Here is a 26,805-nt window from a genome sequence, read left to right as displayed (position 1 = left end):
CCCGGTCACTGCACCGCCAGCGACTCCCCGATCTCGCGCAGGCCGGTGAGGTCGACGACGTCCCCGGCCAGGGCCGGCACGGCCGCCACCGCGACGCCGCGGTGGGCGCTGGTGAACCGCTCGGCCAGCCGGCGCTGACGGGCCAGCGTGGCGACCCGGTCGGCGTGGATGCGCAGCAGCGCGGCGGTCACCGACGTCCCCGAGCCGGACTCCAGCCGGGTGGCCGCGGCCTGCGCGGTCGCGGCGTCGAGGTCCGGCACGGCGGTGGTGGCCACCCGGTTGAGCACCAGCCCCGCCAGCGGCATGTCGTCGCCCTCGAGCCGCTCGACGAAGTAGGAGGCCTCGCGCAGCGCGTCGCGCTCGGGCGCGGCCACCACGAGGAAGCGGGTGTCCGGCGCCTGGAGCATGGCGAAGGTGTCGTCGGCCCGCTGCCGGAAGCCGCCGAAGAGCGTGTCCACCGAGCCCACGAAGGTCTGGACGTCGGTGAGCACCTGGCCGCCGATGATCTTGCTCAGCACCGAGGTGAACATGCCGAACCCGGCGGTGATCACCTTGAGGTAGGCCTTGCCGCCCGCCTTGGCCGGCGCCGCGAGCAGCCGGATGAACCGCCCGTCGAGGAAGGAGCCGAGCCGCCTCGGTGCGTCGAGGAAGTCCAGCGCCGACCGCGACGGCGGCGTGTCGACCACGATGAGGTCCCACGCGTGCTCGGTCTCGGCCCGCCCGCGCAGCTGGCCGAGCTTCTCCATGGCCATGTACTCCTGCGTCCCGGCGAACGAGCTCGACAGCGACTGGTAGAAGGGGTTGGCCAGGATCGTCGCGGCCCGCTCCGGGTCGGCGTTGGACTCGACGAACTCGTCGAACGTCCGCTTCATGTCCAGCATCATCGCCGCGAGCGTGCCCTCGCCCCGGACGCCGTCGACCGGCCGCGGGTCGTTGTCGAGCTCGGTGAGCCCGAGCGACTGCGCCAGCCGGCGGGCCGGGTCGATCGTGAGCACCACGACCCGCCGTCCGCGCTCCGCGGCGCGCAGCCCGAGGGCGGCCGCCGTCGTCGTCTTGCCGACGCCGCCCGAGCCGCAGCACACGATGACCCGCACCTCGCGGTCGTCGAGCAGGGAGTCGACGTCGAGGCTGCGGCTGCGCGGGACCACCTCGCGCGCGTTCATCCGAACCCCTGTCCGCGCAGCGACTCCGCGAGGTCGTAGAGGGCGCCGACGTCGATCCCGTCCGGGAGGAACGGCAGCTCGTAGGTGGGGCGCTCGAGCTCCTCGAGCGTGTCGCGGCTGCGCTGCTCGAGCGCCACCCGCTCCGCGTGGTCGGCCGCCTCGGCGAGCAGCGCCGAGACGACGTCGTCGGTGGTGACGGCGCCCCGGGCGGTGGACAGCCAGCCGGCGGAGGTGACGACGTCGACCTTCTCGAGGTCGGCAGCCACGGCGGCCGCGTCGAGCTTGCCCTTGCGCGCCTTGGTCTGCGCCGAGGCCGACAGCAGCGGGCGGCGCACCTGGTTGACGATGACGCCGCCCACGGGGAGGTCGGCCTCCAGGAGGTCGCGGATGCCGTCGGCGGTCTCCTGCACCGGCATCTCCTCCAGCAGCGTGACGAGGTGCACGGCCGTGAGCGGCGAGGCGATCACCTCCATCACGGCGTCGGCCTGCGAGCGGATGGGGCCGGTGCGCGCCAGCCCGGCCACCTCGGTGTTGACGTTGAGGAAGCGGGCGATGCGCCCGGTGGGCGGCGCGTCCATGACGACGGCGTCGTAGACGTGGCGTCCGTCCTTCTTGCGCCGCACCGCCTCCTTGGTCTTGCCGGTGAGCAGCACGTCGCGCACGCCCGGCGCCACGGTGGTGGCGAAGTCGATGGCGCCCATGCGGCGCAGGGCCGTGCCCGCACGGCGCAGGTTGTAGAACATCTCGAGGAACTCGACGAGCGCCTCCTCGGGGTCGATGGCCAGCGCGTGCACCTCGCCGCCCCCGGGCGCCACGGCCACGCGCCGCTCCTCGTAGGGCAGCGGTGGCACGTCGAAGAGCTGGGCCAGGCCCTGGCGCCCCTCCACCTCCACCACGAGCACCCGGCGTCCGCCCGTGGCCAGCGCCAGCGCGAGCGCCGAGGCGACGGTGGTCTTGCCGGTGCCGCCCTTGCCCGACACGACGTGCAGCCGGACGCCGTCCCACTCGGGCCGCGGCACGGCACGGTCGGCGTCGGTGGGCACGGGGTCGAGCGTAGAGGCCCGGGCACCGGCTGGCAGGCCGGTCCCCGGGGCGCGGGCGACGCGACGGCCCTGACGGCCTAGGGTCGCCCCATGACGACGTGGGAGTACGCGACCGCACCGCTGCTGGTCCACGCGACCCAGCAGATCCTCAACACCTGGGGCGAGGACGGCTGGGAGCTGGTGCAGGTGGTGCAGGGCCCCAGCCCCGACCAGCTCGTGGCCTACTTCAAGCGACCGAAGGGCTGAGGCCGATGTCCGCAGTGGAGGACCGCCTCGCCGGCCTGGGCCTCACCGTGCCGGACGTCGTGCCGCCGGTGGCCGCCTACGTCCCGGCGGTGCGCAGCGGGTCCTACGTCTACACCTCGGGCCAGCTGCCGATGGTCGACGGCGCGATGGCGCACACCGGCAAGGTCGGCGCGGACGTCACCCCGGAGCAGGCGGTGGAGCTCGCCGCCACGTGCGCGCTCAACGCCATCGCCGCGGTGAAGTCCGTGGTGGGCGACCTCGACCGCGTCGTGCACGTCGTGAAGGTCGTCGGCTTCGTCGCCAGCGACCCGGGCTTCACCGGCCAGCCGGGCGTCGTGAACGGCGCGAGCCAGCTGCTCGGGACGGCCTTCGGGGACGCCGGGGTGCACGCGCGCTCGGCCGTCGGCGTCGCCGCGCTGCCGCTGGACGCGGCCGTCGAGGTCGAGATGATCGTCGAGGTCGCCGACTGAGCGCGACGCCCGAGCCGGGCCGGGTCGAGATGCCCCGGCTGCCCTCGCGGATGCGCGAGCGCGCCGAGGCGCTGGCGCGCGGGCAGGCCTCGTGGCAGCCCCCGGAGCCCCGCGACGCCGCCACGGTGTGCCTGCTGCGCGAGGCGGCGGCCGGCCTCGAGGTGTTCGTGCTGCGCCGCACCACGGCGATGGCCTTCGCGGCGGGCATGCACGTCTACCCCGGCGGCGCGGTCGAGGCCTCCGACGACGACGTGCCCCTCGCCGGCCGCGCCGACCTCGCGGCGGTCGGACGCCGTGTGAGCAGCCCCCGGCCCGGCGCCCTGCTGGCCGCTGCGGCGCGCGAGACGTTCGAGGAGTGCGGGGTGCTGCTGGCCCTCGGGCCCGACGGCGCCGCGGCGACCCCGGACGAGGGGCTCGAGCACGACCGCGCGGCACTGGTCACGGGCGACGTCGGCTTCGCCGCGCTGCTGGCCCGGCGCGGCCTCGTGGTGGACGACACCGCGGTCGTGCCGTTCGCGCACTGGGTCACCCCCGAGGTGGAGGACCGCCGCTACGACACCCGCTTCTTCATGGCCGCCGTCCCGGGCGGGCAGTCCGCCCGGCACGTCGGCGGCGAGTCGGAGGTGTCGGCGTGGTGGCGCCCGCAGGACGCGCTGACGGCGTACGACGCCGGCTCCATGGCGATGCTGCCGCCCACCCGCGCCGTGATGCACCTGCTGGCGGCGTGCGACGACGTCGCCACCGCGCTGCGCCGCGCGGCCGCCGCACCCGTGGTGCCGTTGATGCCCGCCCCCGTGCTGGGGGCCGCCGGCGAGGTCGAGTGGCGCATGGTCGACGCACGCACCCGGGCGGTGCTCGACCTCGGTGAGGAGCCCGCGGGCAGCGAGTCCGACGGCGTCGGCCCGGAGCCGGTGTGAGCGGCACGCCCGTTCCGCTGGGCGACGGCCGGCCGTGGACCGGCGGGCGGGCGACGGCGTACGCGGTGTGCGTCCTGGCGCCCAACCCGGGCCCGATGACGCTCGAGGGCACCAACACCTGGGTGCTGGCCGACGCCGGATCCGATGCGGTGGTGCTGGTCGACCCGGGCCCCGCGCTGCCCCGGCACGTCGAGGCCGTCGCGGCCGAGGTGGGGCACCGCCGGGTGGCCCGCATCCTGCTCACCCACGGCCACCCGGACCACGCCGAGGGGGCCGCGCAGTTCGCCGGCCGGTTCCGCGCCCCGGTCGCAGCCCTCGACCCGGCGCACCGGCTCGGCGACGAGGGCCTCGTGGGCGGCGACGTCGTGGCGGCGGCCGGCGTGGAGATCGAGGTGGTCGCGACGCCCGGGCACACCGCCGACTCGCTCACCTTCCGCCTGCGCGAGGACGGCGCGCTGCTCACCGGCGACACGGTGCTCGGGCGCGGCACCACGGTGGTGGCGCACCCGGAGGGACGCCTGGAGGACTACCTCGCGTCGCTGCGGCGGCTGGGCGACCTCGCCGCCGGCGACCGCCACGTGGTGCTGCCGGGGCACGGCCCCGCGCTCGAGGACGCGGCCGCGGCGGCCGCGGCCTACCTCGACCACCGCCGCGAGCGGCTCGAGCAGGTGCGCGCGGTGCTCGAGGCGGGCGCCGTCACCGCCGACGACGTCGTCGCCGAGGTCTACGCCGACGTCCCCCGCGCGGTGTGGCCGGCCGCCCGGCTCTCCGTGCTCGCGCAGATCGCGTACCTGCGCGGCGAGTGACGCGACCGCCTGACAGGCGGTGGGCCGCTCAGCGCGCGCGGCGCTGGAGGCGCTCGACGTCGATGAGCACGACCGAGCGCGACTCGAGCCGCAGCCACCCGCGCGAGGCGAAGTCGGCCAGCGCCTTGTTGACCGTCTCGCGGGAGGCGCCGACGTACTGCGCGAGCTCCTCCTGCGTCATGTCGTGCGACACGTGCAGGCCGTCGGGCTGCGACTGGCCGAAGCGCTCGCCGAGGTCGAGCAGCGCCTTGGCGACGCGACCCGGGACGTCGGAGAACACGAGGTCGGCCAGCGCCTCGTTGGTGCGGCGCAGCCGCTGGGCGAGCGCCTGGAGCAGCGCCTCGGCCACCTCGGGCCGGCCCGTGAGCCACGGGCGCAGCGCGGCGTGGCCGAGGCCGAGCACGGTGACGTCGGTGAGCGCGGCCGCCGTCGCGGTGCGCGGACCCGGGTCGAACAGGGAGAGCTCGCCGAACATCTCCCCCTCGCCCATGATCGCCAGCAGCGTCTCGCGGCCGTCGTTGGCCGCGTGGACGAGCTTGATCTTGCCGTCGGTGACGACGTAGAGCCGGTCGCCCGGGTCGCCCTCGGCGAAGAGGATGTCGCCCTTGAGCAGGCGGCGCTCCTCCATCGACGACTTGAGCGCCGCCGCGGCCTCGACGTCGAGTGCGGCGAACAGCGGTGCGCTCATGAGCACGTCGTCCACGTGCGGTCCTCTCTGGGGCGGCCGCGCAGGCGGCAGGTCCGACGCGCACAGTGTGGCGCATCCCACGCCGCGCGCGGTCAGGACTCCCCGGTTGCGCCGCCGCGTGGCGGACGCGGGTGCGCGGGACGGCCCGGGCTCAGGCGCCCATCGTCCGGCGCAGGGGGTCGTCCGGGAGGATCTGGAGCGCGAGCAGCGGCTGCTCGCGGTAGCGCGCGATGAGCTCGTCGGTCACCAGGTCGATGCGGCGGTGCAGCTCGCGGCGGTAGTCCGAGAGCTCCTCCTCGGCGTCGGCCAGGTCCTCCTCGAGCCGCGCCATCGCCAGCTCGTCGGACCGGTCCACCTGGCGGGCCCACACCTCGGCGAGGTCGGGCAGCGGCGGGATGTCGTCCACGGGGCGCACGTCGAGGTGGGCCAGCCGCCCCACCGACGACCGGGCGTCGGAGAGCACCCGGGTGAGGTCGGCCACCGGCGTCCCCTCCGGCAGGTGCGAGCGCACGACGTCGAGCCGGGCCTGGATGATCCGGCGCCAGTACGAGACCCGGGTCTCCTCGTCGCCGAGCTCGGAGCGCAGGCCGCGCAGGTCTCCCAGCGACAGGCTGTCGTAGACGGCGTCGCGCTCCGGGGGCGGCGCCGCGGCCCGGGCCGCCTTGCGGGCGGCACGGCGCTCCTTGGCCAGCCGGGCCCGCTCCTCGGGGGTGATCGCCGTGGCCGGCTCGGGTGGAGCGCCGGGTGCGTCGAGCCCGGTCCTGCGCTGCGCGGGCACCGTCTGCTGCGTGGGCACGGCGGCGGGCCGCCCGCCCGTGCTGCTCATGACCGCCTCCCTCGCCGGCGATCTGCCCCGCGCCGACCCGGCCAGGCTAGGAGTTCTGCCGGGCCGGAGGCCCGCCGAGCGCCGATTCCGGGGTGTCGCGAATCCGACACCCGGATGGCTCAAGCCCCGCGCTCGTGCGGTGAGGGGCCGGCTCGGGCTGCCTCGTCGCGGGACCGCGGCGTCGGGAGGCCGACGTAGGCTGAGCGCGCGATGACGACAGCCGAGCTCACCACGCCCACGGGCGAGACCCGGACGGCGCTGGTGCGCCGCGCCCGGCGGATGGACCGCGTCCTGGCCGACACCTATCCGGACGCGCGCTGCGAGCTGGACTTCACCAGCCCGCTCGAGCTGCTCGTCGCCACCATCCTCTCCGCGCAGACCACGGACCGCCGGGTCAACCTCGTCACCCCGGCCGTCTTCGCCCGCTACCCGGACGCCGCGGCGTACGCCGCCGCCGACCGCGACGAGCTCGAGGAGCTCATCCGCAGCACCGGGTTCTTCCGCAACAAGGCCACCTCGCTGATCGGCCTGGGCCAGGCCCTCGTCGAGCGCTTCGACGGCGAGGTCCCGGGCCGCCTGCGCGACCTGGTGACCCTGCCCGGCGTCGGGCGCAAGACGGCCAACGTGGTGCTGGGCAACGCGTTCGGGGTCCCCGGCATCACGGTGGACACCCACTTCGGCCGGCTGGTCCGCCGGTTCGGCTGGACCGAGCAGACCGATCCGGACAAGGTCGAGGCCGAGGTCGGCGCGCTCATCGCGCGCAAGGACTGGACCATGCTCAGCCACCACGTCATCTGGCACGGCCGCCGGCGCTGCCACGCGCGCAAGCCGGCGTGCGGGGCGTGCCCGCTGGCGCGGCTGTGCCCGTCCTACGGCGAGGGCCCCACCGACCCGCTCGAGGCCGCGGCGCTGGTCACCACCGAGGGTCGGCTGTGACCGGCCCCGCCCCGGCCGCGCCCCGGGGCCGGTCGTGCTGAGCGACGCCGCGGACCCCGTCGTCCCGGACCTCCCCGACTGGATGCGGCCGGTGCTCGACGTGGCCCGCACCGTCACCGCCGAGCAGCTCTCCCGGTTCGTGCCGCCGGCCGAGGGCGGGCGGCAGTCCGCCGTCCTCGTGCTCTTCGGGGAGGGCTCCACCGGTCCGGACCTGCTGCTCATCGAGCGCGCGGCCACGGTCTCGAGCCACGCCGGTCAGCCGGCGTTCCCCGGCGGGGCGGTCGACGACACCGACGCCGACGTCGTGGCCGCGGCGCTGCGCGAGGCCCAGGAGGAGACCGGGCTCGACCCGTCCGGGGTCGCCGTCGTGGCCACGCTGCCCCCGCTGTGGCTGCCGCCGAGCGGGTTCGTCGTCACCCCCGTGATCGGGTGGTGGCGGCACCCCTCGCCGGTGGGCGTGGTCGACCCGGGCGAGGTCGAGCGCGTCGTGCGCGTGCCCCTCGACGAGCTGCTCGACCCCGCGCACCGGGTCTCCGTCCGCCATCCGTCCGGCTACCTCGGCCCCGGGTTCGCCGTGCAGGGCCTGCTCGTGTGGGGCTTCACGGCGCTCGTGCTCTCCCGCCTGTTCACCCTGTGCGGCTGGGACCGGCCGTGGGACGCCGACGTCGTCGTCGACCTGCCGGCCCGATGAACCTCGTCGACCTCCTCCTCGTCGTCCTCGTGGCGCTCTCGGTCTGGACCGGCTGGCGCAACGGGCTCGTGGCCGGCGTGCTGTCCTTCGCCGGGTTCCTGGGCGGGGCGCTGGCCGGCGCCACCCTGGCCCCGCACCTCGTGGGCGGTCTCGACGGGTTCCTCGCCGCGGCCCTGGGCATCGGGATCGTGGTGGTGTGCGCGGGCATCGGCAACGCGCTGATGTCGGTGCTGGCCCGGTGGATCCGCTCCCGCGTCACCTGGCGCCCGGCCCGGCTGGTCGACTCGGTGGGCGGCTCGGTGTTCGGCGTTCTGTCGGTGCTGCTGCTCGCGTGGGTGATGGCCTCGGCGCTCGTGGTGGTGCCGCTGGGCCCGGTGTCCTCCGAGCTGCGCGGCTCACGGGTGCTCGACGGCGTCGACCACGTGCTGCCCGGTACGGCCAAGGACTGGGTGAGCGGGCTGCGCTCGGCGCTGGACTCCACCGGCTTCCCCGAGGCGTTCGGCGGCTTCTCGCTCGACCCCCTCATCCCCGTCGCGGCCCCGGACCCGGCGCTGCTCAAGGTCCCCGCGGTGCGCGCGGCGTGGGGCTCGCTGGTCAAGGTGGAGGGGATGGCCGCCGCGTGCGGCACGCAGGTGGACGGCTCGGGCTTCGTCTACGCCCGCGACCACGTGATGACCAACGCCCACGTGGTCGCCGGGCTCCTCGACCCCGTCGTGCTGGTGCGCGGCGTGGGCGAGCGGTGGCAGGCCCGCGTCGTCTACTTCGACCCCGACATCGACGTCGCGGTGCTCTACGTGCCGGGCCTGGACGCGCCCTCGCTCGGCTTCGCCCCGCCCGCGTCGCGCGGGGACGCGGCCGTGGTGGCCGGGTTCCCGGGCGGCGGCGCCCTCGACGCCTCGGCCGCGCGAATCCGCGGCACGATCACGGCCCGCGGCAGCGACATCTACGGGCGCGGCACGGTCACGCGCGAGGTGTACTCCGTGCGCGGCACGATCCGGCCGGGCACCTCCGGCGGCCCGCTGCTCGACCCGCAGGGCCGGGTCGACGGCGTCGTGTTCGCGGCGTCCGTGCAGGACCCGGACACCGGCTACGCGCTCACCGCGGCCCAGGTGTCCTCGGCGGCCACCGCGGGGGCCCGGGCCACCCGTGAGGTGGCCACCGGGTCGTGCGCCACCCGCTGAGCCGCTCGGCGCGTCGGCGTCCCGGTCAGGTCTGGCCGATGTCGCTGGAGGCCAGCCCCTCCTGCCAGGCGCGGGAGGCGGCGTCGTGGCCGTACTCGGACTCCAGCCGCTCCCACAGGCTGCGCAGCGCAGCCGGGCCCTCGGGCGCGGTCGCGGCCACCAGCGCCACGAGCTCGTCGTGCTCCGGGCCCGCCGACCTGCGCAGCTCGTCCGCCATGGGCACCTCCCGGGGTCCGCTCCCCACTGTAGGTGCGGTCCCGGGCTGCCGCAGGGGCGTGCGCGGGCGCCGTCGGAGGGCGGACGCCGGGGGTCAGCCGGGCAGGGCCGCCAGCGAGTCGCGCTGCTGGGCCACGAACTGCCCGATCGCGGCGGTGTCGGCCGCCGAGAACGACGAGCGCTGGCTCACCCAGACCACGCTGAGGTAGCGCCCCTTGACCTGCACCGTGGCGCTCGACCACAGGGTCACGCGGGTGCTGCCCTGCTGGGCCGACCACCGCGCGACGACGGCGCGGCCGGAGACCCCGGACTGCGTCGGGATCGCGTCGCTGCTGGTCACGGTCTGCGTGGCCGGGGAGCCGGCGACGGTGACCGTGACACCGCGGCAGCTCGCCGAGTTGCGGGTGAACTCCGCGAGGGCCGCCCGGGCCGCCGCGGGGGAGCGGTAGGCGACCGCCTCGATCGACAGCCCGGTCGACTGGCCGGCCTGGTCGAGCGTCCACTGACGCCGCGCGACCCGGTCCTTCTCGCTCGCGTAGGAGTCCGAGCACCAGCCGTCGAGGGTGGCCTGCCCGGTGACGGAGTCGCCGTTCGGGATCAGCGTCATGGCCATGCCCTGGGGCAGCAGCGCGTCCGTGGGCACCAGGCTCTCCAGCGCCGCCGCGTCGCCGGTGGCGGCGGGAGTGGGCGACGCCGACGGTGCCGACGACGAGCCCTGCCCGCCGGGTGCCGTCGGCGTCGCGCCGACCGCCGGGCCGCCGTCGTCGCCCGGGCCGGCGATCGCGCCCGGGCGCAGGTCGGAGTCGCCGCGGGCGTTCCACACGAGCACGCCCGCCACCGCGGCGATGAGCAGCGCGAACGCCGCGACGCCGGCGATGAGCCCGGCGCTCGAGCGCCGTCGGACCGGGTCGGCGGCAGCGGCGGAGCCCACGGTCTCGTAGCCGCCCAGCGGCGGGACGAAGGCCGGGTCCGGCCCCGCGTCACCGCTCGGGGGTGCCGGGGGGACCCAGGTGGGCGGTCCGCCGACCGGCTGGGTGGTGCGGTCGACCACCTGCGTGTCGACGGCGTCGACCGGCAGCGCCAGGGTGTCGTGCCGGACGTCGCCGGCCGTCGTGTCCTCGGGCTGCTGGGGCGCCCACACCGAGAGCGGGTCGCCCGCCGCGGCGGCGGGAGGGGTGGCGCCGTCCTCGACCACGTGCGCCGTCGCGGCGCCGTCGTACGGCCGGGTGTGCTCGGTCCAGCGCTGCCCGTCCCACCAGCGCACCAGCCCGCTCGCCTGCGGGTCGGGGTACCAGCCTGCGTCCGGCATGTCGTCCTTCGCTGCGAGGGCCCGGCCGGCGCCGACCACGGACGCGGTCGCGGCCCGGACCTGTGACGTCCAGTGTCTCAGGCGGTCGGCAGGGCGCCCAGCCACGGCAGCAGGGCCGCATCCAGGGCCTGCGGCGCCTCCTCCTGCGGGAAGTGCCCGACGCCCTCGAGGTCGACCCGGGTGTAGGCCCCGCCGGCGTAGGACTCGGAGCCGTCGACGCTGCGGGCGAGCACGGCGCGGTCGCCGACGCCGTGCACCTGGAGCACCGGCACCGCGACCGGGGCCGCCACCGCGGCCAGGAACCGGCGCCCGTCGCGGCGGGGGATCGAGCGCACCGCCCAGCGGTGCGACTCGATCGAGCAGTGGGCGGTGTTGGGCACGAGCATCGCCGCGCGGTAGGTGGCGGCGGTGGCCTCGTCCGGCCAGTCGGAGCCCGACCAGCGGCGCAGCAGCGTCTCCACGAGCGCGGCGTCGTCGCGGGTGAGCTGCCGCTCGGGCACCCACGGCCGCTGGAAGCCCAGCACGTACCGGGCCAGCCGGCGCTGCTCGCGGTCGGAGAGCAGGGCGCTACGCAGCACGGCGGGGTGCGGCATGCCCACGGGGACGATCGCGCGGACCACCTCGGGGTGGGTCGCGGCCAGGGTCCACGCGACCAGGCCGCCCCACCCGTGCCCCACCACCACCGCGTCCGCCTCGCCGAGGGTGCGGATCAGGCCGGCGACGTCGTCGGCCAGGGTGAGCGGGTCGTAGCCGTGCGGTGTGTGGTCGCTGCCGCCGTAGCCGCGCAGGTCGACGGCGACCGCGCGGTAGCGGTCGCCGGCCAGCGAGCGCAACTGGTGGCGCCAGGTCCACCAGAACAGCGGGAAGCCGTGCAGGAGGACGACGAGCGGGCCGTCACCGGCCTCCACGAGGTGGAACCGGCAGGCGTTCGCGGTGACGTCGCGATGGGTCCACGGTCCGTCGGCCCGCACGACGTCGTTCGGGTCCGGGAGCACGGCGGGCTGACCTACCCGACGTCGGGGGTGCTGCGCTGCAGGACGGCCTTGGTCTTGGCGATCGAGGCCTGGGTCAGCTCCGGGCCCTTCACCTTCTGGAGCCGGTTGCGGCCGAGCAGCGCGAGGATCCCGGTGACGACGAGCAGCAGCAGGGCGACGATGCCGAACCCGGCCCAGGTGGGCAGGCCGAGCGCCACCAGCACCCACGCGAGCGTGAGCAGCACGAAGATGAGGCCCAGGAACCCCAGCACCGCGGCGCCCACCAGCAGGCCGGTGCCCATGCCGGCGCTGCGCGCCGACTCGGCGAGCTCCGCCTTGACCAGCTCGATCTCGCCGCGCACCAGCGTGGAGATGTCCTCGCCCACGCCGGACACGAGGGACCCGAGCGTCTGCTTCTCCGCCATGTCCGGTCCTTCCTGTCCTGCCGAGTGGGGCCTCCGGCCAGGCTATCGACTGGGCGGCGGTTGCGCCCCGGCACCGTCGGAGACGTCCGGCAGGCCGTCGTCGTCGGAGTCGTCCGCGTCGTCCGCCAGGTCGTCCTCCCCGCCGGACCCGGCGTACGCGCGCCGGCGCAGGGCGAGCACGACCGAGGCGACGAGGGCCGCGAGGACCGACGCCGCGAGCACGCCGATCTTGGCCGAGGTCTCGCGCAGGGCGTCGTCCTCGAAGGCGAGCTCGGAGATCAGCAGCGACACGGTGAAGCCGATCCCGGCCAGCACGCCCACCGCCAGGACGTCGGCCCAGCGCAGCGACGCCGACAGCGACGCCCGGGTGAAGCGGGCCACCAGGCGGGCCCCGCCGTAGACCCCCAGCGGCTTGCCCAGCACCAGGCCGACGACGATCGCGACCGCCACGGGCTCGGTGATCGCGGAGGTCTCGAGCCCCACGAAGGTGACGCCGGCGGAGAAGAACGCGAACAGCGGCACGCAGACGCCGGCCGACAGCGGCCGGACGGCGTGCTCGTAGCGATCGGCCGGCGACGCCGCCTCGCCCGGATCCGGGCGCACCCGGGTGAGCAGCCCCAGCGCGACGCCGGCGACCGTGGCGTGCACGCCGCTGGCGTGCTCGAGGCCCCACACGACCAGGGCGAGCGGGACGTAGACGAGCCAGGTGTCCACGCGCATGCGCTGGAGCACGAACCACAGCGCCATGCCCAGCACCGAGAGCGCGAACGGCACCGCCGAGAACCCGTGGCTGTAGAACACGGCGATCACGAGGATCGCGCCGAGGTCGTCGACGACGGCGAGCGTGAGCAGGAACGCGCGCAGCGCCACTGGCAGCCGGGACCCCATGACGGCGAGCACGGCCAGGGCGAACGCGATGTCCGTCGCCATGGGGATGCCCCAGCCCAGGGCGTCGCGCGAGTCGCCCATGACGCTGACCGTGACGGCGTAGAGGATCGCCGGCACCGCCATGCCGCACAGCGCGGCGACGACGGGGACGACGGCCTGGGAGGCGTCCTTGAGCGTGCCGAGCACCAGCTCGTGCTTGAGCTCGAGTCCCGCGACGAAGAAGAACACCGCGAGCAGGCCGTCCGCGGCCCACACGGACAGCGGCAGGTCGAGGTGCAGCGCCGCCGGGCCCACGACGGTCTGGGTCAGCTCGTGGTAGCTGTCGCGCCAGGGGCTGTTGGCCCACACGAGCGCCAGCACGGCGGCCCCGAGCAGGAGGGCGCCGCCCACGGTCTCCTGCCGCAGCGCGGCGAGGACGTGCCGGCGCTCCGCGCGCGGCACCCGGCCGAAGACGACCTTGTCGGTCCCCACCACGCCTCCGTCGGTCGGTCGTCAGGGCGTCGTCGTACGACGCGCCGACCAGGCTTCCCGGCTCCCCGGTCCCAGCCTGTCACACCCCGGAGAAGCAGCAGGACGGGCCGCCCCCAGGGGCGGCCCGTCCTGTGCGGTGCGGTCCGGCGTCAGTCCTCGCTGGCGCTGCTGCTCGCGAGGCCCTCGCCGATGAGCGCCATGATCGCGGGGTCGGCCAGGGTGGTGGTGTCGCCCACGGCGCGGTTCTCCGCGATGTCGCGCAGCAGGCGCCGCATGATCTTGCCGGACCGGGTCTTGGGCAGCTCCGGCACGACGAGGATCTGGCGCGGCTTCGCGATCGGGCCGATCTCGTGCGCGACGTGGTTGCGCAGGTCCTTGGCGACGTCGTCGACCGGTGCGACGCCCTGCCGCAGGATCACGAACGCCACGATGCCCTGGCCGGTCGTGTCGTCGGTGGCGCCCACCACGGCGGCCTCGGCCACCGACGGGTGCGAGACGAGGGCCGACTCCACCTCGGTGGTGGAGATGCGGTGGCCGGAGACGTTCATGACGTCGTCCACGCGGCCGAGCAGCCAGATGGCGCCGTCGTCGTCGAGCTTGGCACCGTCGCCGGCGAAGTAGAGGCCCGGCCAGCGCGACCAGTACGTGTCGACGTAGCGCTGGTTGTCGCCCCAGATGCCGCGCAGCATCGAGGGCCACGGCTCGGTGAGCACGAGGTAGCCGCCGCCGCCGTTGCCCACCGCGTGGGCCTCGTCGTCGACGACCTGCGCGCTGATGCCGGGCAGGGGGCCCATGGCCGAGCCGGGCTTGGTGGCGGTGACGCCGGGCAGCGGGCTGATCATCATGGCGCCGGTCTCGGTCTGCCACCACGTGTCGACGATCGGGCAGCGGTCGCCGCCGATGACGCGGCGGTACCACATCCACGCCTCGGGGTTGATCGGCTCGCCGACCGACCCGAGCACGCGCAGCGAGGACATGTCGAACTTCGCCGGGATGTCCTCGCCCCACTTCATGAACGTGCGGATCGCGGTGGGCGCGGTGTAGAGGATCGACACCTTGTACTTCTCGACCAGCTCCCAGAACCGGCCGTTGTGCGGGGTGTCGGGCGTGCCCTCGTACATGAGCGAGGTGGAGCGGTTCGCCAGCGGCCCGTAGACGACGTAGGAGTGGCCGGTGACCCAGCCGATGTCGGCCGTGCACCAGAACACGTCGGTGTCGGGCTTGAGGTCGAACACGTTGCGGTGGGTGAAGGCGGCCTGGGTGAGGTAGCCGCCGGTGGTGTGCAGGATGCCCTTGGGCTTCCCGGTGGTGCCCGAGGTGTAGAGGATGAACAGCGGGTGCTCGGCGTCGAAGGCCTGCGCCTCGTGCGTGGCGGGCTGGGCGTCGACGAGCTCGTGCCACCAGGTGTCGCGCTCGGTCCACTCGATGTCCGACTGCCCCGTGCGCTTGACGACGAGGACGTTCTTCACCGAATGCGTCTGCGCCACTGCCTCGTCGACGGCGGGCTTGAGCGCCATCGGCTTGCCCTTGCGGTTGCCGCCGTCGGCGGTGATGACCAGGACCGCCTCGGCGTCGTCGATGCGGCTGCGCAGCGCCTCGGCCGAGAACCCGCCGAAGACCACCGAGTGCACCGCGCCGATGCGGGCGCACGCGAGCATGGCGACCGCGGCCTCCGGGATCATCGGCAGGTAGATCGCGACCCGGTCGCCCTTGCCGACGCCGAGGGACTCGAGCGCGTTGGCTGCGCGGCACACCTCGTCGAGCAGCTGCGCGTAGGTGATCTCGCGGGTGTCGCCGGGCTCGCCCTCGAAGTAGAAGGCGACCTGGTCGCCGTGGCCGGCCGCGACGTGGCGGTCGACGCAGTTGACGGCGATGTTCAGGGTGCCGCCGTCGAACCACTTCGCGAAGGGGGCGTTGGACCAGTCGAGCGCCGTGTGCCACGGCGTCTCCCACTGGAGCTCGCGCGCCTGCTTCTCCCAGAAGGCGATCCGGTCCGCCTTGGCCTCGTCGTACATGGCGGCGGTGGCGTTGGCCTGCGCGGCGAAGTCCGCGGGCGGCGGGAACGCGCGGTCCTCCTGCGACAGGTTCTCGATGGCGTCGTGGCTCACGTCGCTCCTCGTCGGTGTGCGGGGCTGTCCCGGTGCGGTGACGGTCTCCTCACGTTCTACCTCACCGTGGGCGGCCGGGGGGAGGGGTCGGGGATACGGGTGCTGGGCCCCGGAGCCGCCCTACGGCCGCGGCTCCGGGACCCAGGCATGGGGTCAGCGGGGGGCGCCGGTGGGCAGCACCTGCCGCTTGAAGGTGGACGCCGTCACGCCGGCGGCCGAGGCGTACCAGGCGAGCAGGGCGGTGAGGATGCCGGCCCAGCCGCCGAGCTTGTGGATCGCGTCGCTGCCGGCGAACTCGCCGATCGTCAGGAGCAGGAAGGTGATCGAGAGGACGACGAACACCGAGATGAGGATCGGCGTGGTCTTGAGCGCGGCCAGCGTCATGTAGAGCGTGAAGATGGTCCACGCGAGCAGGAACACGCCGACGCCCTTGGCGGCGTCGGCGGCGGGCAGGTCGCCGGCGATGAACTTCACGAGCGCGGCGAACGAGAGCCAGAAGGCGCCGTAGGAGGTGAACGCCAGGGCGCCGAACGTGTTGTTCTTCTTGAACTCCCACATGCCCGCCAGCACCTGCGCGGTGCCGCCGTAGAAGAGCGCGAGCGGCAGGACGACGGCCGAGACGGTGGCCGGGAGGATGCCGGAGTTGAACGTGCTCAGCACGAACGTCGTGAGCGCGAACGCGGCCAGGCCGAGCGGGCCCGGGTCGGCGATGGAGGCGCTGTCGGACGCCGGGGCGGGAGCGGACGAGCGGTCGTTCTCGACGACGGTGGCCATGGAGGTCCTCCGAGAGTGGGGGCTTGTGACGCCCGTCACGCTAGGAGCGCCGGCACCGCCACCGAAGGGCTTCGCGCGCCGGTGCGCCTTGCGGTGCAACCGCGTCGACGGGCGGGGACCGGGCACCGCTCGTCGCACGACGAAGGGTCGGTCCGGCGCGACGAGCGGTCGGGCGGCGTCCGGCGGATGACGGGCGGGCCACCGTCGCGTGACGCGCGGGTGACGTCGTCAGCGGCGCAGGTCGAGCTCCTCGGGCGCGTGCAGCCGCACCATGGCCGCCGCCGCGGCGGACGGGTCGCGGTCGCGCGTGAGGACGGACACGACCACGGCGGTGACGAAGGCGAGCGGGACCGTCCATGCCGCCGGCTGGTCGAGCAGGGCGCCCACGAAACCGTCGAACGGACCGAGTGCGAGCACCAGCGACACCGCCACGAGAGCCGTGACGCCCCCGACGAGCAGCGCGGCCATCGCCCCGGACGTGCTCAGCCTCGGCCACCAGATCCCGAGCACGAGCAGGGGGCAGAAGGTGGACGCGGCCACGGCGAACGCGAGCGTGACGGTCTGCGCCAGGTCGAGGCGGCCGGCCGAGAGCGCGAGCACGAACGGCACGAGCACGGCGATGACGGCGCCGATCCGGAACCGGCGCACCCCGTCGCCGAGCTCGCGCCCGCGGCCGAGGAGGTCCTGGCTCAGCACCCCGGCGACCGACACCGACAGGCCGCTCGCGGTCGACAGGAACGCCGCGAACGCGCCGGCCGCGACCAGCGCCGACAGCGCCTCGCCGAGCCAGCCGTGGAACACCCGCCCCGGGAGCAGCAGGACGACGGTGTCCGACACCCCGGGCGTCGCGAGGTCCGGCGCGTACACGCGGCCGAGGGCGCCGAACACCGGCGGGAACAGGTAGAAGAGGCTGAGCAGCCCGAGCACCGAGAGCGTGGTGCGGCGCGCGGCCGCGCCGTCGGGGTTGGTGTAGAAGCGCACGAGCACGTGGGGCAGTCCCATCGTGCCGAGGAACGTGGCGAGCACGATCGAGTACGTCTTGTACACGGGGTAGTCGCGACCGCCGTACCCCGACAGCGGCGTCCCCCAGTCGCCGTTGGCGAACAGCGGCGCGCCGTCGTGGTACCAGGCGGCCACGAGCAGCACCGCCGGCAGCGCGATGGCGGCGAGCTTGAGCCAGTACTGGAACGCCTGGACGACGGTGATGGAGCGCATGCCGCCGGACGCGACCGTGATGCCCACGACGACCGCCACGAGCAGCGCGCCCACCCACTCGTTCGCGCCGGTCAGCGCGTGCAGGGTGATGCCGGCGCCCTGGATCTGCGGGAGCAGGTACAGCCAGCCGATCAGCACGACGAGCACGGACGACACCAGGCGCAGCCGCGGCGAGGCGAAGCGCATCTCGGCGAAGTCCGGCAGCGTGTAGGCGCCGGAGCGGCGCAGCGGCGCGGCGACCAGCACCAGCAGCACCAGGTAGCCGACGGTGTAGCCCACGGGGAACCACAGCATGTCGACGCCGTAGCTGAGCACGAGACCGGCGATGCCGAGGAACGACGCCGCCGAGAGGTACTCGCCCCCGATGGCGGAGGCGTTGACGAACGGGGTGACCGAGCGCGAGGCGACGAGGAAGTCCGACGTCGTGCGCGACACCCGGACGCCGAAGGTGCCCAGCACGCCGGTCAGCACCACGACGAGCAGGATCGCCGCGACCGGCCAGCCGCCGCTCATGACCTGTCGACCAGCTCGACGAACGCCGCCTCGTCGCGCTCGGACGCCCGCACGTAGCCCCAGGCGGCCAGGCAGATGCCGGGGAACACGAGCACCCCGAGCAGGATCCAGCCCAGCGCGAGGCCCCCCACGCGGGCCTCGCGCACGGCCGGGAAGGCCAGGAACACCAAGGGGATCGCGCCGAGCACCACGGCGGCGCCGAGCCCGACGATGAGCGCGAGCCGCAGCTGGGCCCGGCGCAGCGAGCGGATCATCGTGACGCCGAGCTCGGTCTGCTCGGTGACGTCGCGGCGCACCCCGCGACGGGGCGCCCCGCGGGCGGCGGCGGTGCGGGGGTGGGTGACGACGACCCTGCGGGGCGGCCGGTCCGGGGTGCTCACGGCGTCACCGCCCGGGCCGGGCGGCGCGCACCAGGCGGTCGCGCAGCTCGCGGGTGTGGCGGCGCGAGACGGCCAGGACGGCGTCGCCCACGCGCAGGCTCATCCGTCCGCCGTCGGAGCGCACCTCGTCGATGGCGTCCAGCGACACCAGCCAGCGGCGGTGGATGCGGACGAACCCCACGGGCGCCCACTCCTCCTCGAGGTGCGCGAGCGAGACCCGCACGAGGTGCCGGCCCTCGGCCGTCACCAGCCGGGCGTAGTCGCCGTGCGCCTCGACGTAGCGGACGTCGGAGCGCTTGACGAACCGCGTGACGCCGGCGAGCTCCACGGCGATGGTCTCGTCGTCGGCCTCGGGCTCGGGCGGCGCCGGCGGCGCGGCGGCCGCCGCCTCCGCGAGGAGCTTCGACTCCAGCACCCGTCCGACCGCGGCCGCGAGCCGTGTCTCGCGCACCGGCTTCATGACGTAGTCGACGGCGCGCAGGTCGAACGCTTCGAGGGCGTGCGCGTCGTACGCCGAGACGAACACGACGGCGGGCGGCTCGGAGAAGCGGCGCAGCACCCGTGCCAGGTCCAGCCCGTCGAGCCCCGGCATGCGGATGTCGACGAACAGCGCGTCGACGGTCGTGGACTCGAGCACCCGCAGCGCGTCCGCGCCGTCGGACGCCGTGAGCACCGACTCGATCCGCGCGTCGCGTCCGAGTAGATACGCCAGCTCGGCCAGCGCCGGCGCCTCGTCGTCGACCGCGAGCACGCGCAGGCGCGCCGCTCCGTCCGCTCCGCTCATGCGTGGACTCCCGGGGAGAACTTGGGGATGCGCATGGACACCTTGGTCCCCAGGCCCGGCCCTGTCTCGACGACGAGGCCGTACTCGTCGCCGAACACGCTGCGCAGCCGCTCGTCGACGTTGCCCACCCCCACCGAGTCCGCGTCCCCCTCGCCGGACATCGCGAGCCGCACCTGCTCCGGGTCGGCGCCGACGCCGTCGTCCTCGACCGAGATCGTGCAGAACGAGCCGGCGTCCTCCGCGAGGATCGTGATGCGCCCCGGCCCGGGCTTGCCCTCGAGCCCGTGCCGCACGGCGTTCTCCACCAGGGGCTGGAGGCACAGGTAGGGGACGGTCACCGGCAGCACCTCGGGTGCCACGCGCACCGTCACCTCCATGCGGTCGCCGAACCTCGCGCGCTCGAGGGTGAGGTAGCGGTCGATCGAGCGCAGCTCCTCCGCCAGCGTGGTGTACGCGCCGTGGCGTCGGAAGGAGTAGCGGGTGAAGTCCGCGAACTCGAGCAGCAGCTCGCGGGCGTGCTCGGGGTCCGTGCGCACGTACGACGCGATCGCGGTGAGGGCGTTGTAGATGAAGTGCGGGGAGATCTGGGCGCGCAGCGCGCGCACCTCGGCCTCGGCCGCTCGCGTGCGCGAGGCGTCGAGCTCGGCGAGCTCGAGCTGCGACGAGACCCACCGCGCGACCTCGCCGGTGGCGCGCACGAGCGACGCGGTGACGTCGTCGGCGAGGGCCACGAGGGTGCCGACCACGCGGCCGTCGACGAGCAGCGGCGCCACGACGAGCCGGGCGCCGCGCTCGGTGCGCACCACGGACGCCCGACCGCTCTCGAGCACGCCGGCGACGTCGGCCATGTCGAGCACGTGCGCCGTGGTGCCGTCGGTGGCCAGGACGCGATCGGTGTCGGTGAGGGCGATGCCGGCCGAGCCGAGCAGCGTGTGCAGGTGGCGCACGGCCCCGCCGGCCGCGGCGGAGGTGAGCCCGAGGCGCAGGCTGGGCGCGGCCAGCGAGGCGCGGTGCAGCGTGGCGAAGGTGGCGCGGTCCGCCTGGCTCCCGAGGTCGCGGCGTCGGACGAGCCGCACGATCACGTAGGCCGCCACGACCGCGAGCAGCGCCACCACGACGCCGACGAGCGCGGTCACGGCGCGACCACGACCTCCGGCGTCATGGGGGCGACCGTAGTCCGGCGGCGGGGCCGGCGAGGGCCGGGCCGGTGCACCGGGTCCAGGCCGTGACCCGCAGGGGCACCGGCGTGCCGGGCCGGCGTCCCGGCTCGTAGCGTGGCCGCGTGGCCACCGACCCGCTCGCCGACCTCGCCGCGCTCCCGGGGGTCGAGGCGGCGCTCGCGGCGGCGCGCGACCGGGTGGACGCGGTGCTGTGGGACCGCGCGGTGCGGGCGCGCGCGGCCGAGGTGGCCGCCGGGTCGCGGCTGCGCGGCGCCTGGGCGAGCGCGGCCCTCGACGGCGCGGAGGTGCGCCCGGACGCGCTCGTCTCCGGCGACGCCCTCGACGGCTCGCCCATCGGGCGCGTCGTCGCGGCGTCCCTCGCGCTGCAGGCCGAGGTGCCCTCGCAGGCCGACCTCCTCGGCCGCGCCCCCCTCCAGGTGCTCTCGCACCTGCACGCGGTGGTGTCCGCGGGCTTCGTCCCGGATGCCGAGCGGGGCCGGCCGCGCGGCGGCAGCGACGTCGACGACCCGTTGCGCCTGGGGCCCGCGCCGTCGCCGGCGGAGGCGTCGGCCCGGATGACGGCGCTGGGGCGGCTGCTCGCCGCCCCGACGTCGGCGCCCGCGATGGTGCTCGCCGCGGTCGTCCACGCCGAGGTCGCTGTGGTCCGCCCGTTCGCGTGGGGTTCCGGCCTGGTCGCGCGCAGCCTGTCCCGCCTGGTGCTGGCCGCGCGCGGTGTCGACCCGGACGGGCTGACGGTGCCGGAGGCGGGCCTGTTCGCCGCCGGGCGTCCGGCGTACACCTCCGCGCTGACGGCGTACGCGGGCGGCGACCCCGAGGGCCTGGCGCGGTGGCTCGTGCTGCACGCGGACTGCGTGCGCGTGGGTGCCGAGGAGTCGTACCGGATCCTGCGCGACCTGCCGGCCTGACGTCGGCACCGGGCCTGGACAGCGAACGACGCCCCGCGCGCTGGGGCGTCGTCGCGGGCACGGCATTCCGGGTTATCAGGGCGCTGGCGAATTCGTCCGGCCGGGTGCGCTGCCGCTGTCCCGACACGTGACTCCCGTTACGTGGGTGACCGCCGCGTGGGTGCTCGGAGTGTGCCGTGCTCTGTCCTTGTGTGCCCTCTCCTCGATGAGTGCCATCTCCCGTTCAGGGGAGCTCGACTCCCTGTGTACTCCTCCCGAGCCGAGGGCGGAACCCCTGGCGCCCCTTGACATCCGGGCGATCGAGGGATCCGTACGGATGCCGTACGCGGACCCCATGCGACGCCGCGCGCGGCGTCAGCCGATGGTGACGACGGTGGGGCTCCCGCCCACGACGAGCGAGCTGCCGGATCCGTCGTCGGGGGCGGCGCCGGAGTCCCAGCCGAGCGACGCGAGCAGGCCGGGGCCGAGCTGAGGGCACATGCGGTGGTAGGCGTTCGTCATCACGCGGTCGCCGAGCTGCGCGCGCACCGGGAAGGTGCGACCCCCACGCGTGAGGAGCAGCTGCAGCGTGGGCGGGTTGGTCTGCAGCTCGCACGACGTGAGCCAGTCGACGGGGACGGACGCCGTGCCGTCGTGCACCACGGCGTGCGCGGTGCCCACGGTGGCGACGGCGCCGGTGAGCAGCTGGTCGCGCGGGGTGGGGTCGGTGATGGTGACGTGGTCCGCGTCGGTGCGGATGCGGAGCTCGCTGCGCAGCACCGTGTAGTCGGGCACCCCGAGCGCCGGGCCGTCGTGCAGCAGCGGCGAGGCGGGCGCCGGGTGCGCCGAGATCACCTGGAGCTCGGCGTGCGGTGCGCCCGCGCACATGCGGGCGACTGCGGCGTCGATGCGGCGCTGCGTGGCGGCGCTCCACGTGAGCGACACCTGGCCGCCGCCCACGCCCGGACGGTCGAGCAGGCCGCCGTACATCTGGAGGCCGCGCCCGTAGGCGTCGCCGTACCAGTACCCGTCGTAGAACTCGGGCCGCGAGCAGTCGACCATCGTCAGGCGCAGGGGCACCAGGGTGACCGCGCGGGGGTCGAGCAGCACCTGGGTCTGGTCGGCCAGCAGGGTCGAGCCACCGGCGTACACGTCGAGCGCCACCGGGGTGTCGAGGCCGTTGCGCACGTCGATGTCGAGCTGCAGCGAGAACCGGCTCGGGGTGCTCACGCGCACCGACGTCGTGACGATGCGCTCGTCGAACCAGCGCTGGAGGCAGTGCTGGAAGATCGTGCCGGCCCAGTCGGCGGCGGTCGCCACGGGCAACGGCACGGTCGTGTCGACGCTGCGCCCGAGACCGTCGGTGCGCACCACGTGCAGGGCGTAGTCGGCGTACGTCGCGGTGCGCAGGGCCGGGTCGTCGCAGTACGGGACGACGCCCACGGTGTCGATCTCGGCCTGGCCCGGCACCGGCGTGCCCTCGGGGGCGGCGGTCGTCGCGCCGACGCCGGGGCCGGTGACGCCCAGCACGCGCACGGTGTCGCCGGGGCGCGGCGCGAAGACCGAGTAGGGGAACGACAGGACGCCGTGCTCGTCCTCCGTCGCCGTCCCTGCGGCCGCGGCGCCGGGGGCGTCGGCCACGTGCAGCTCGACGGTGCCGTCGTCCGGGGCCGGCTGCCGCGACGTCGCGACCCAGGCGGATCCCGCGGCCAGCACCACGACGACGGCCAGCGCCGCGAGCGGGACGCGGTGGCGGCGCAGCCAGGGCAGGATCCCCAGCGCCTCGAGGCGCTCGCGCAGCGTGGCCCGCTCGTCGTCGCCCACGACGTCGGCGGGCGTCTCGCCGTCGAGCGTCGACGCGCCGGCGATGATGCCGCCGAGGTCGTCGAGCTCGAGGCGGCCGTCGCCTCCCCCGTGGTCGATCGTCATGCCCGGACACTACGTCGAGCCCGGCGGTGGTCGTGCCGGGCGCTCCGGCGGCGCGTCAGCCGGCGCGGCAGGCCGCCTGGACGGCGGACACGAGCGCGGGCCCGTCGACGGGCACCTCGTAGGGGACGGCGGACCCGTCGGCCATGGACACCCGCACCGCGACGGTGGCCGGTGCGTCCTGGGTGACGGTGTCGCAGCTCGCGCCGGACCAGTGCAGCCCGACGTGGCCGGCGCCGTAGTCGAGCCGGGTCGGCTCGAGGCGCCACGAGGCGTCCTGGTCGGCGACCGCCGGGGTCGTGAGCACCGAGCCCTGGCCGTCGGGCGGGCCGGTGAAGTGCTCGCGGCCCACGGTGACGCCGATCCCCGTGGTGCGCACGCGCAGCGTGGCGGTGAGGTCCCACCCGCCGCCGGCGGCCCGGGCGCGCACGTCGGTGACGGTGGCGGCGATCCGGGCCGGCCGCTGGCAGCCGGCATCGCGCAGCCGGGCGGCCAGGTCGCGAGCCGCCTCGGGGAGCGCCAGCGACGTGAGCGCGGTGCGGTCGCCGATGCCGATCCGCAGCGTGAGCCCGGCGGGCGCGGCGGCGTCGGCGTACCGCGTGGGGGTCACCGGGTTGGGCAGGCTGCCGAGCGCGGGCAGCACCGCGGGGGAGGCGCAGTCGTGCACCAGCACGCGGGTGCGCAGGTCGGCCACGCCGTGCTGGGCGACGAGCACCGTGGGCGAGAGGTCCACCTCGACGCCGCTGGACGGGGTGCGCTCGGTAGCGACGGTGGCCGGGACGCCGGAGTCGTTGCGCACCAGCAGCGAGACGTCGACGACCGAGGACCCGGGGTGGCCGGTGAGCGCGACGGTCTGCACCGAGAGCGACCGCGGCAGCGAGGTGACCAGGCAGTGGTCGCGGACGGCGCTGCGCAGGTCGGTCGTGCCGGCGTCGAAGGGGAACGACTGGGTGGATCCCGCCGTGGCGGCCGAGGGCGGGCGGTGCAGCACGAGCGCGTAGGAGGCGGGGGTCGCGGTCGCGAGCGCGGGGTCGTCGCAGTCGGTCGCGGCGTCGAGCTGGAGGAACTGCGGCCGGCCCGGAGTCAGCGGGGCCGTGGCCGAGCGCAGCACGCCGTCGCGCAGCCCGGGCCCCTCGATGCCGTAGACGAGCAGGCCGCCGGCGTCCGGGCCGGGAGTGGCCCAGTAGGCCACCGACAGGCGTCCGTCGGCGTCGATGCTGGGGCCGCCGAGGTCCGCGCCGACGACGGGGGCGTCGGCCAGGGCGAGCAGCGGCGCAGGGGGCGGCGGGCTCGGGCGCGACGCGGCCCACCCTCCGGCCAGCCCCGCGGCGACCGCGACGGCGGCCACGGCGGAGACGAGCCGGCGGTGCCGGCCGACCCAGGGCGCGGCCGAGCGGCGCACCCAGCCGTCGAGCGGGGTGGTGTCGAGCTGCTCGGTCGCGTCGGCGTCGTCGAGGTCCACCGGGACGACCGCCGTGGCCGTCGGCGTCGCACCCACCGGGTCGAGGGGTCGCGGTCCCGGGGGCGTCGCCCTCGGGGACGCCGAGCCCGGGGACGCCGAGGTGCCGGGTGGCTCCACCACCCGGCCGTCGTCGTCGAGCTCGAGGCGGCCCTCGTCCACGCGCTCGACCGTAGCCGGGCCCGGCCGATCCGGCACCAGGGCGCACCACCCGCTCGCGCCGGTGGCTGGACGCGAGCGACGGGCCGCCGATTCGCCTGTCCGGGTGCCGGACCGGTCGACGTGCCGGCTCTCTGCCGCGATGCTGGTCCACCGCCGGCCACCCGCCGGCCGGGTGGCGTGACCATCGGCGTCTCGCCCGAGAGCGGAGGATCGATGCCGGCCGACGACCGCGCGCGACGCTCGGACGCATCAACGCCGGCGGCACCCGGTCGCCATGGCGCGCCGTTGGCCGACGAGAGGCCCATGACCCGGCTGAGGACCCATGTGCTGGCCTGGGCTGCGCTGATCTCGGTGCTCGTGTGGTTCTGGCTCCCGGTTCTCTTCGGCTGGCACGCCCTGGACCTGGTGCTCCTGCTCGTGGGCCTGGCGTGCCTCGTGGGTGCCTTCGCGACGTCGACGCGCGGCAGCACCGGCCGCAGGGTGTCCGTGGTGGCAGCCGGGGTCGCGGCGATCGAGGGCCTCGTCGTCGTGGGCGGGCTGGTCCTCGCCGGGATCCTGTCGGCAGGCTGGAGCGGCGGCTGACTGCGTCGGTCGGCCCCCACCGACGCCCCCCCACCGACGCCCCCGCACCGACCGGGTCCCCGCACCGACCGGGTCTCCGCCCGTGCACGGGGATGCACACGCAGCGACAGCGGATCGAGCAGACGCATCCGGCGGTCGCGTCAGGGTGCGGCGGCGTCGGGGTCGTCCTGCGTCGACCAGCACTCCTCACGCGGGCACGTCGGAAACACGGCGGCGCAGGCAGCACAGCGGCTCAGCGATCGACGTCGGATCAGAACGGCGGCCGCTCCGGCGGATCCGCGTCGTCGGCGCTCGAGTCACGATCGTCGTCAGCGCGTGCCCGGAGGATCGGGCGTGGCGCTGCGGCGTCGGGCGGTGCGGGTGGCCGGGCGGGCGACGCGGTTCGTCGTGGTTCGAGCACCGACTGGGCCGGGATGCGGATGCGCTGCCGCCATCGGGTGACCCACGTTCCGGATCCGTCGGGGGCGCTGTCCTCGATGGTGGCGTGCCCGGCGGTCTTGACCTGGTGGCAGCGCGAGCACAGGCCGCCGCAGTTCGCGGTGTCGCTGGATCCTGCGGGGAACGGGAGGGCGTGGTCCATCTCCTGGGCGCGGCGGGTGCAGCCGGGGCGGCGACACACGGGGTCGCGGTGCAGCACGTGCTCGCGTAGGGCGGCGGGCAGGTACTGGCGGGTGCCGTAGTCCAGCAGGTGCCCGTCCACCGGATCCACGACCAGACGGCGCCACCAGTCGGCGACCGCGGCGACCTCCCGCGCGATCGGCGCCGGGATCGGCGTGCCGTTCAGCAGTGCGAGGCCGTCGCGCTCTCCGCGGAGGGTGTCGAGGTCCATGACGACGTGCAGCTCGGTCTGCGTCCGGGACGCGTCGTAGACCAACGACCCGTCCTCGCCGCGGTCGCCGAGGACCAGCGCGGCCAGGGCGTCCGCGCGGCAGGCGCCCGATGCGGCGTCCTCGTTCCCCGCCCGCAGCGCCTCGGCCCCGCCACGCTGGGCGCGCAGCGACTTGCCGGCCGCCTCGATCGCGTCGAACACCGCGTCGATCACGGGAGCCTGGTGGGTGACGCCGAGGAAGGCCATCCCGTCGCCGATCGGCTGCCGGTACACGTCCCGCGTCGCCGCGGCCTTGTTGGCGCGGACCGTGGCGTCGGGGTCGTGGCGCGCGATGAGCTTGTCGAGGTGCTTGCGCAGCTCCGACGCGGTCAGGGTGCGGGCCTTCTCCAGCGCCGCGGCCTCGATCCTGGCCAGCACGTCGGTGTCGGTGATGTACCGGGTCTGGTCCACGAGGACCGTGCAGTGGCGCTCGGTGATCTCACCCGCAGCCAGCGCGGCACGGAACCCCGGGAAGATCTCCTTGAGCGCCCGGCCGCGGTCGATCTCCTTCGACGCGCCGTAGACGCTGTTGCGGGTGGCGTAGGCGACCTCCTGCTCGGCCGCGGCGTCCGCGTACGACGCGTGAGTGCTCGTCGAGTCCGGGCACGCCTTGGCCGCGAACGCAGCCTCCGCCGCGAGTCGCATCGAGGCCAGCCGTGCCTCGAGCCGCCCCACCACGGAGAGGTAGTCGATCAGCTCGGCCGGCTCGGTGATCGCCT

The 26,805-nt window shown here is 75.4% G+C and carries 27 protein-coding genes; 9 read left to right on the top strand and 18 right to left on the bottom strand.

What is annotated here, in order from left to right; translation table 11 throughout:
* Nucleotides 1-5: 5 nt before the first annotated feature.
* Nucleotides 6-1,163 carry an AAA family ATPase gene (locus tag GC157_15350; protein MBI1378835.1) on the bottom strand — a complete coding sequence of 386 codons (1,158 nt, stop codon included), beginning with the start codon at nucleotides 1,161-1,163 and terminating at the stop codon, nucleotides 6-8.
* The gene (locus GC157_15345) at nucleotides 1,160-2,242 is read right to left on the bottom strand and encodes an AAA family ATPase (GenBank protein MBI1378834.1); all 1,083 of its coding nucleotides are present in this window, start codon (nucleotides 2,240-2,242) and stop codon (nucleotides 1,160-1,162) included. The genes GC157_15350 and GC157_15345 overlap by 4 nt, the downstream gene beginning before the upstream one ends.
* Nucleotides 2,243-2,296: 54 nt before the next feature.
* On the opposite strand from GC157_15345, the gene GC157_15340 reads away from it, so the two are divergent.
* The 4 genes from GC157_15340 (at nucleotide 2,297) to GC157_15325 (ending at nucleotide 4,645) form a co-directional block, all read left to right on the top strand.
* Nucleotides 2,297-2,452, top strand: coding sequence for a DUF4177 domain-containing protein (locus GC157_15340; GenBank protein ID MBI1378833.1), 156 nt, complete (start codon nucleotides 2,297-2,299; stop codon nucleotides 2,450-2,452).
* 5 nt (nucleotides 2,453-2,457) lie between these two features.
* Nucleotides 2,458-2,922 (top strand): RidA family protein, encoded by a 465-nt coding sequence (locus GC157_15335; GenBank protein ID MBI1378832.1) that lies wholly within the window; start codon nucleotides 2,458-2,460, stop codon nucleotides 2,920-2,922.
* A gap of 29 nt (nucleotides 2,923-2,951) precedes the next feature.
* Complete coding sequence (locus GC157_15330) at nucleotides 2,952-3,839, top strand: NUDIX hydrolase (protein ID MBI1378831.1); 888 nt, start codon at nucleotides 2,952-2,954, stop codon at nucleotides 3,837-3,839.
* Between the two features lie 95 nt (nucleotides 3,840-3,934).
* Nucleotides 3,935-4,645 (top strand): MBL fold metallo-hydrolase, encoded by a 711-nt coding sequence (locus GC157_15325; GenBank protein ID MBI1378830.1) that lies wholly within the window; start codon nucleotides 3,935-3,937, stop codon nucleotides 4,643-4,645.
* Nucleotides 4,646-4,673: 28 nt separating this feature from the next.
* Here GC157_15325 and GC157_15320 read toward each other — a convergent pair whose 3' ends face one another.
* Nucleotides 4,674-5,348, bottom strand: a complete 675-nt coding sequence (locus GC157_15320; GenBank protein MBI1378829.1) for a cyclic nucleotide-binding domain-containing protein — start codon at nucleotides 5,346-5,348, stop codon at nucleotides 4,674-4,676.
* A gap of 136 nt (nucleotides 5,349-5,484) precedes the next feature.
* Nucleotides 5,485-6,159, bottom strand: coding sequence for a hypothetical protein (locus GC157_15315; GenBank protein MBI1378828.1), 675 nt, complete (start codon nucleotides 6,157-6,159; stop codon nucleotides 5,485-5,487).
* A 210-nt stretch (nucleotides 6,160-6,369) separates the two neighbouring features.
* Between GC157_15315 and nth the strand changes: the two genes are divergently transcribed.
* The 3 genes from nth to GC157_15300 all read left to right on the top strand — a co-directional run bounded on the left by nth (nucleotide 6,370) and on the right by GC157_15300 (nucleotide 8,967).
* A complete protein-coding gene (gene nth / locus GC157_15310) occupies nucleotides 6,370-7,095 on the top strand; it encodes an endonuclease III (protein ID MBI1378827.1) in 726 nt (241 codons plus the stop codon).
* An 82-nt stretch (nucleotides 7,096-7,177) separates the two neighbouring features.
* Nucleotides 7,178-7,786 (top strand): NUDIX domain-containing protein, encoded by a 609-nt coding sequence (locus GC157_15305; GenBank protein MBI1378826.1) that lies wholly within the window; start codon nucleotides 7,178-7,180, stop codon nucleotides 7,784-7,786.
* On the top strand, nucleotides 7,783-8,967 hold the full coding sequence (locus GC157_15300) for a MarP family serine protease (GenBank protein MBI1378825.1): 1,185 nt from the start codon (nucleotides 7,783-7,785) through the stop codon (nucleotides 8,965-8,967). Before GC157_15305 ends, GC157_15300 begins: the two co-directional genes overlap by 4 nt.
* A gap of 25 nt (nucleotides 8,968-8,992) precedes the next feature.
* Here GC157_15300 and GC157_15295 read toward each other — a convergent pair whose 3' ends face one another.
* The 11 genes from GC157_15295 to GC157_15245 all read right to left on the bottom strand — a co-directional run bounded on the left by GC157_15295 (nucleotide 8,993) and on the right by GC157_15245 (nucleotide 20,160).
* Complete coding sequence (locus GC157_15295) at nucleotides 8,993-9,184, bottom strand: hypothetical protein (GenBank protein ID MBI1378824.1); 192 nt, start codon at nucleotides 9,182-9,184, stop codon at nucleotides 8,993-8,995.
* 93 nt (nucleotides 9,185-9,277) lie between these two features.
* Nucleotides 9,278-10,492 carry a DUF2510 domain-containing protein gene (locus tag GC157_15290; protein ID MBI1378823.1) on the bottom strand — a complete coding sequence of 405 codons (1,215 nt, stop codon included), beginning with the start codon at nucleotides 10,490-10,492 and terminating at the stop codon, nucleotides 9,278-9,280.
* Between the two features lie 77 nt (nucleotides 10,493-10,569).
* Nucleotides 10,570-11,487, bottom strand: a complete 918-nt coding sequence (locus GC157_15285; protein MBI1378822.1) for an alpha/beta fold hydrolase — start codon at nucleotides 11,485-11,487, stop codon at nucleotides 10,570-10,572.
* Nucleotides 11,488-11,498: 11 nt separating this feature from the next.
* Complete coding sequence (locus GC157_15280; protein MBI1378821.1) at nucleotides 11,499-11,891, bottom strand: phage holin family protein; 393 nt, start codon at nucleotides 11,889-11,891, stop codon at nucleotides 11,499-11,501.
* Between the two features lie 42 nt (nucleotides 11,892-11,933).
* The gene (gene nhaA, locus GC157_15275; protein ID MBI1378820.1) at nucleotides 11,934-13,253 is read right to left on the bottom strand and encodes a Na+/H+ antiporter NhaA; all 1,320 of its coding nucleotides are present in this window, start codon (nucleotides 13,251-13,253) and stop codon (nucleotides 11,934-11,936) included.
* A 146-nt stretch (nucleotides 13,254-13,399) separates the two neighbouring features.
* Nucleotides 13,400-15,358 carry an acetate--CoA ligase gene (gene acs / locus GC157_15270; protein MBI1378819.1) on the bottom strand — a complete coding sequence of 653 codons (1,959 nt, stop codon included), beginning with the start codon at nucleotides 15,356-15,358 and terminating at the stop codon, nucleotides 13,400-13,402.
* Between the two features lie 153 nt (nucleotides 15,359-15,511).
* Nucleotides 15,512-16,132: a hypothetical protein gene (locus GC157_15265; GenBank protein ID MBI1378818.1), complete on the bottom strand. Its 621-nt coding sequence runs from the start codon at nucleotides 16,130-16,132 to the stop codon at nucleotides 15,512-15,514.
* A gap of 228 nt (nucleotides 16,133-16,360) precedes the next feature.
* Nucleotides 16,361-17,860: a cation acetate symporter gene (locus GC157_15260; GenBank protein ID MBI1378817.1), complete on the bottom strand. Its 1,500-nt coding sequence runs from the start codon at nucleotides 17,858-17,860 to the stop codon at nucleotides 16,361-16,363.
* Nucleotides 17,857-18,240, bottom strand: coding sequence for a hypothetical protein (locus GC157_15255; GenBank protein ID MBI1378816.1), 384 nt, complete (start codon nucleotides 18,238-18,240; stop codon nucleotides 17,857-17,859). The genes GC157_15260 and GC157_15255 overlap by 4 nt, the downstream gene beginning before the upstream one ends.
* Before the next feature lie 4 nt (nucleotides 18,241-18,244).
* Nucleotides 18,245-19,024 carry a response regulator gene (locus GC157_15250; protein MBI1378815.1) on the bottom strand — a complete coding sequence of 260 codons (780 nt, stop codon included), beginning with the start codon at nucleotides 19,022-19,024 and terminating at the stop codon, nucleotides 18,245-18,247.
* Nucleotides 19,021-20,160, bottom strand: coding sequence for a sensor histidine kinase (locus tag GC157_15245; protein ID MBI1378814.1), 1,140 nt, complete (start codon nucleotides 20,158-20,160; stop codon nucleotides 19,021-19,023). The genes GC157_15250 and GC157_15245 overlap by 4 nt, the downstream gene beginning before the upstream one ends.
* Before the next feature lie 146 nt (nucleotides 20,161-20,306).
* On the opposite strand from GC157_15245, the gene GC157_15240 reads away from it, so the two are divergent.
* Nucleotides 20,307-21,110: an oxidoreductase gene (locus GC157_15240; protein MBI1378813.1), complete on the top strand. Its 804-nt coding sequence runs from the start codon at nucleotides 20,307-20,309 to the stop codon at nucleotides 21,108-21,110.
* A gap of 354 nt (nucleotides 21,111-21,464) precedes the next feature.
* Here the strand turns inward: GC157_15240 and GC157_15235 are convergent, their stop codons facing one another.
* Both GC157_15235 and GC157_15230 read right to left on the bottom strand, forming a co-directional pair.
* Complete coding sequence (locus tag GC157_15235; GenBank protein ID MBI1378812.1) at nucleotides 21,465-23,018, bottom strand: hypothetical protein; 1,554 nt, start codon at nucleotides 23,016-23,018, stop codon at nucleotides 21,465-21,467.
* A 55-nt stretch (nucleotides 23,019-23,073) separates the two neighbouring features.
* Nucleotides 23,074-24,636 carry a hypothetical protein gene (locus GC157_15230; GenBank protein ID MBI1378811.1) on the bottom strand — a complete coding sequence of 521 codons (1,563 nt, stop codon included), beginning with the start codon at nucleotides 24,634-24,636 and terminating at the stop codon, nucleotides 23,074-23,076.
* Between the two features lie 303 nt (nucleotides 24,637-24,939).
* On the opposite strand from GC157_15230, the gene GC157_15225 reads away from it, so the two are divergent.
* On the top strand, nucleotides 24,940-25,218 hold the full coding sequence (locus GC157_15225) for a hypothetical protein (GenBank protein MBI1378810.1): 279 nt from the start codon (nucleotides 24,940-24,942) through the stop codon (nucleotides 25,216-25,218).
* A gap of 250 nt (nucleotides 25,219-25,468) precedes the next feature.
* Here GC157_15225 and GC157_15220 read toward each other — a convergent pair.
* Nucleotides 25,469-26,805 (bottom strand): DUF222 domain-containing protein (locus GC157_15220; GenBank protein MBI1378809.1); only part of this gene is annotated, 1,337 nt, incomplete at its 5' end.

It is taken from the genome of Frankiales bacterium, from assembly GCA_016125335.1.
Lineage (GTDB): Bacteria > Actinomycetota > Actinomycetes > S36-B12 > CAIYMF01 > Longivirga.
Note: the sequence above shows the minus strand (reverse complement) of the source record. Positions and strands in the feature narration are given on the sequence as shown.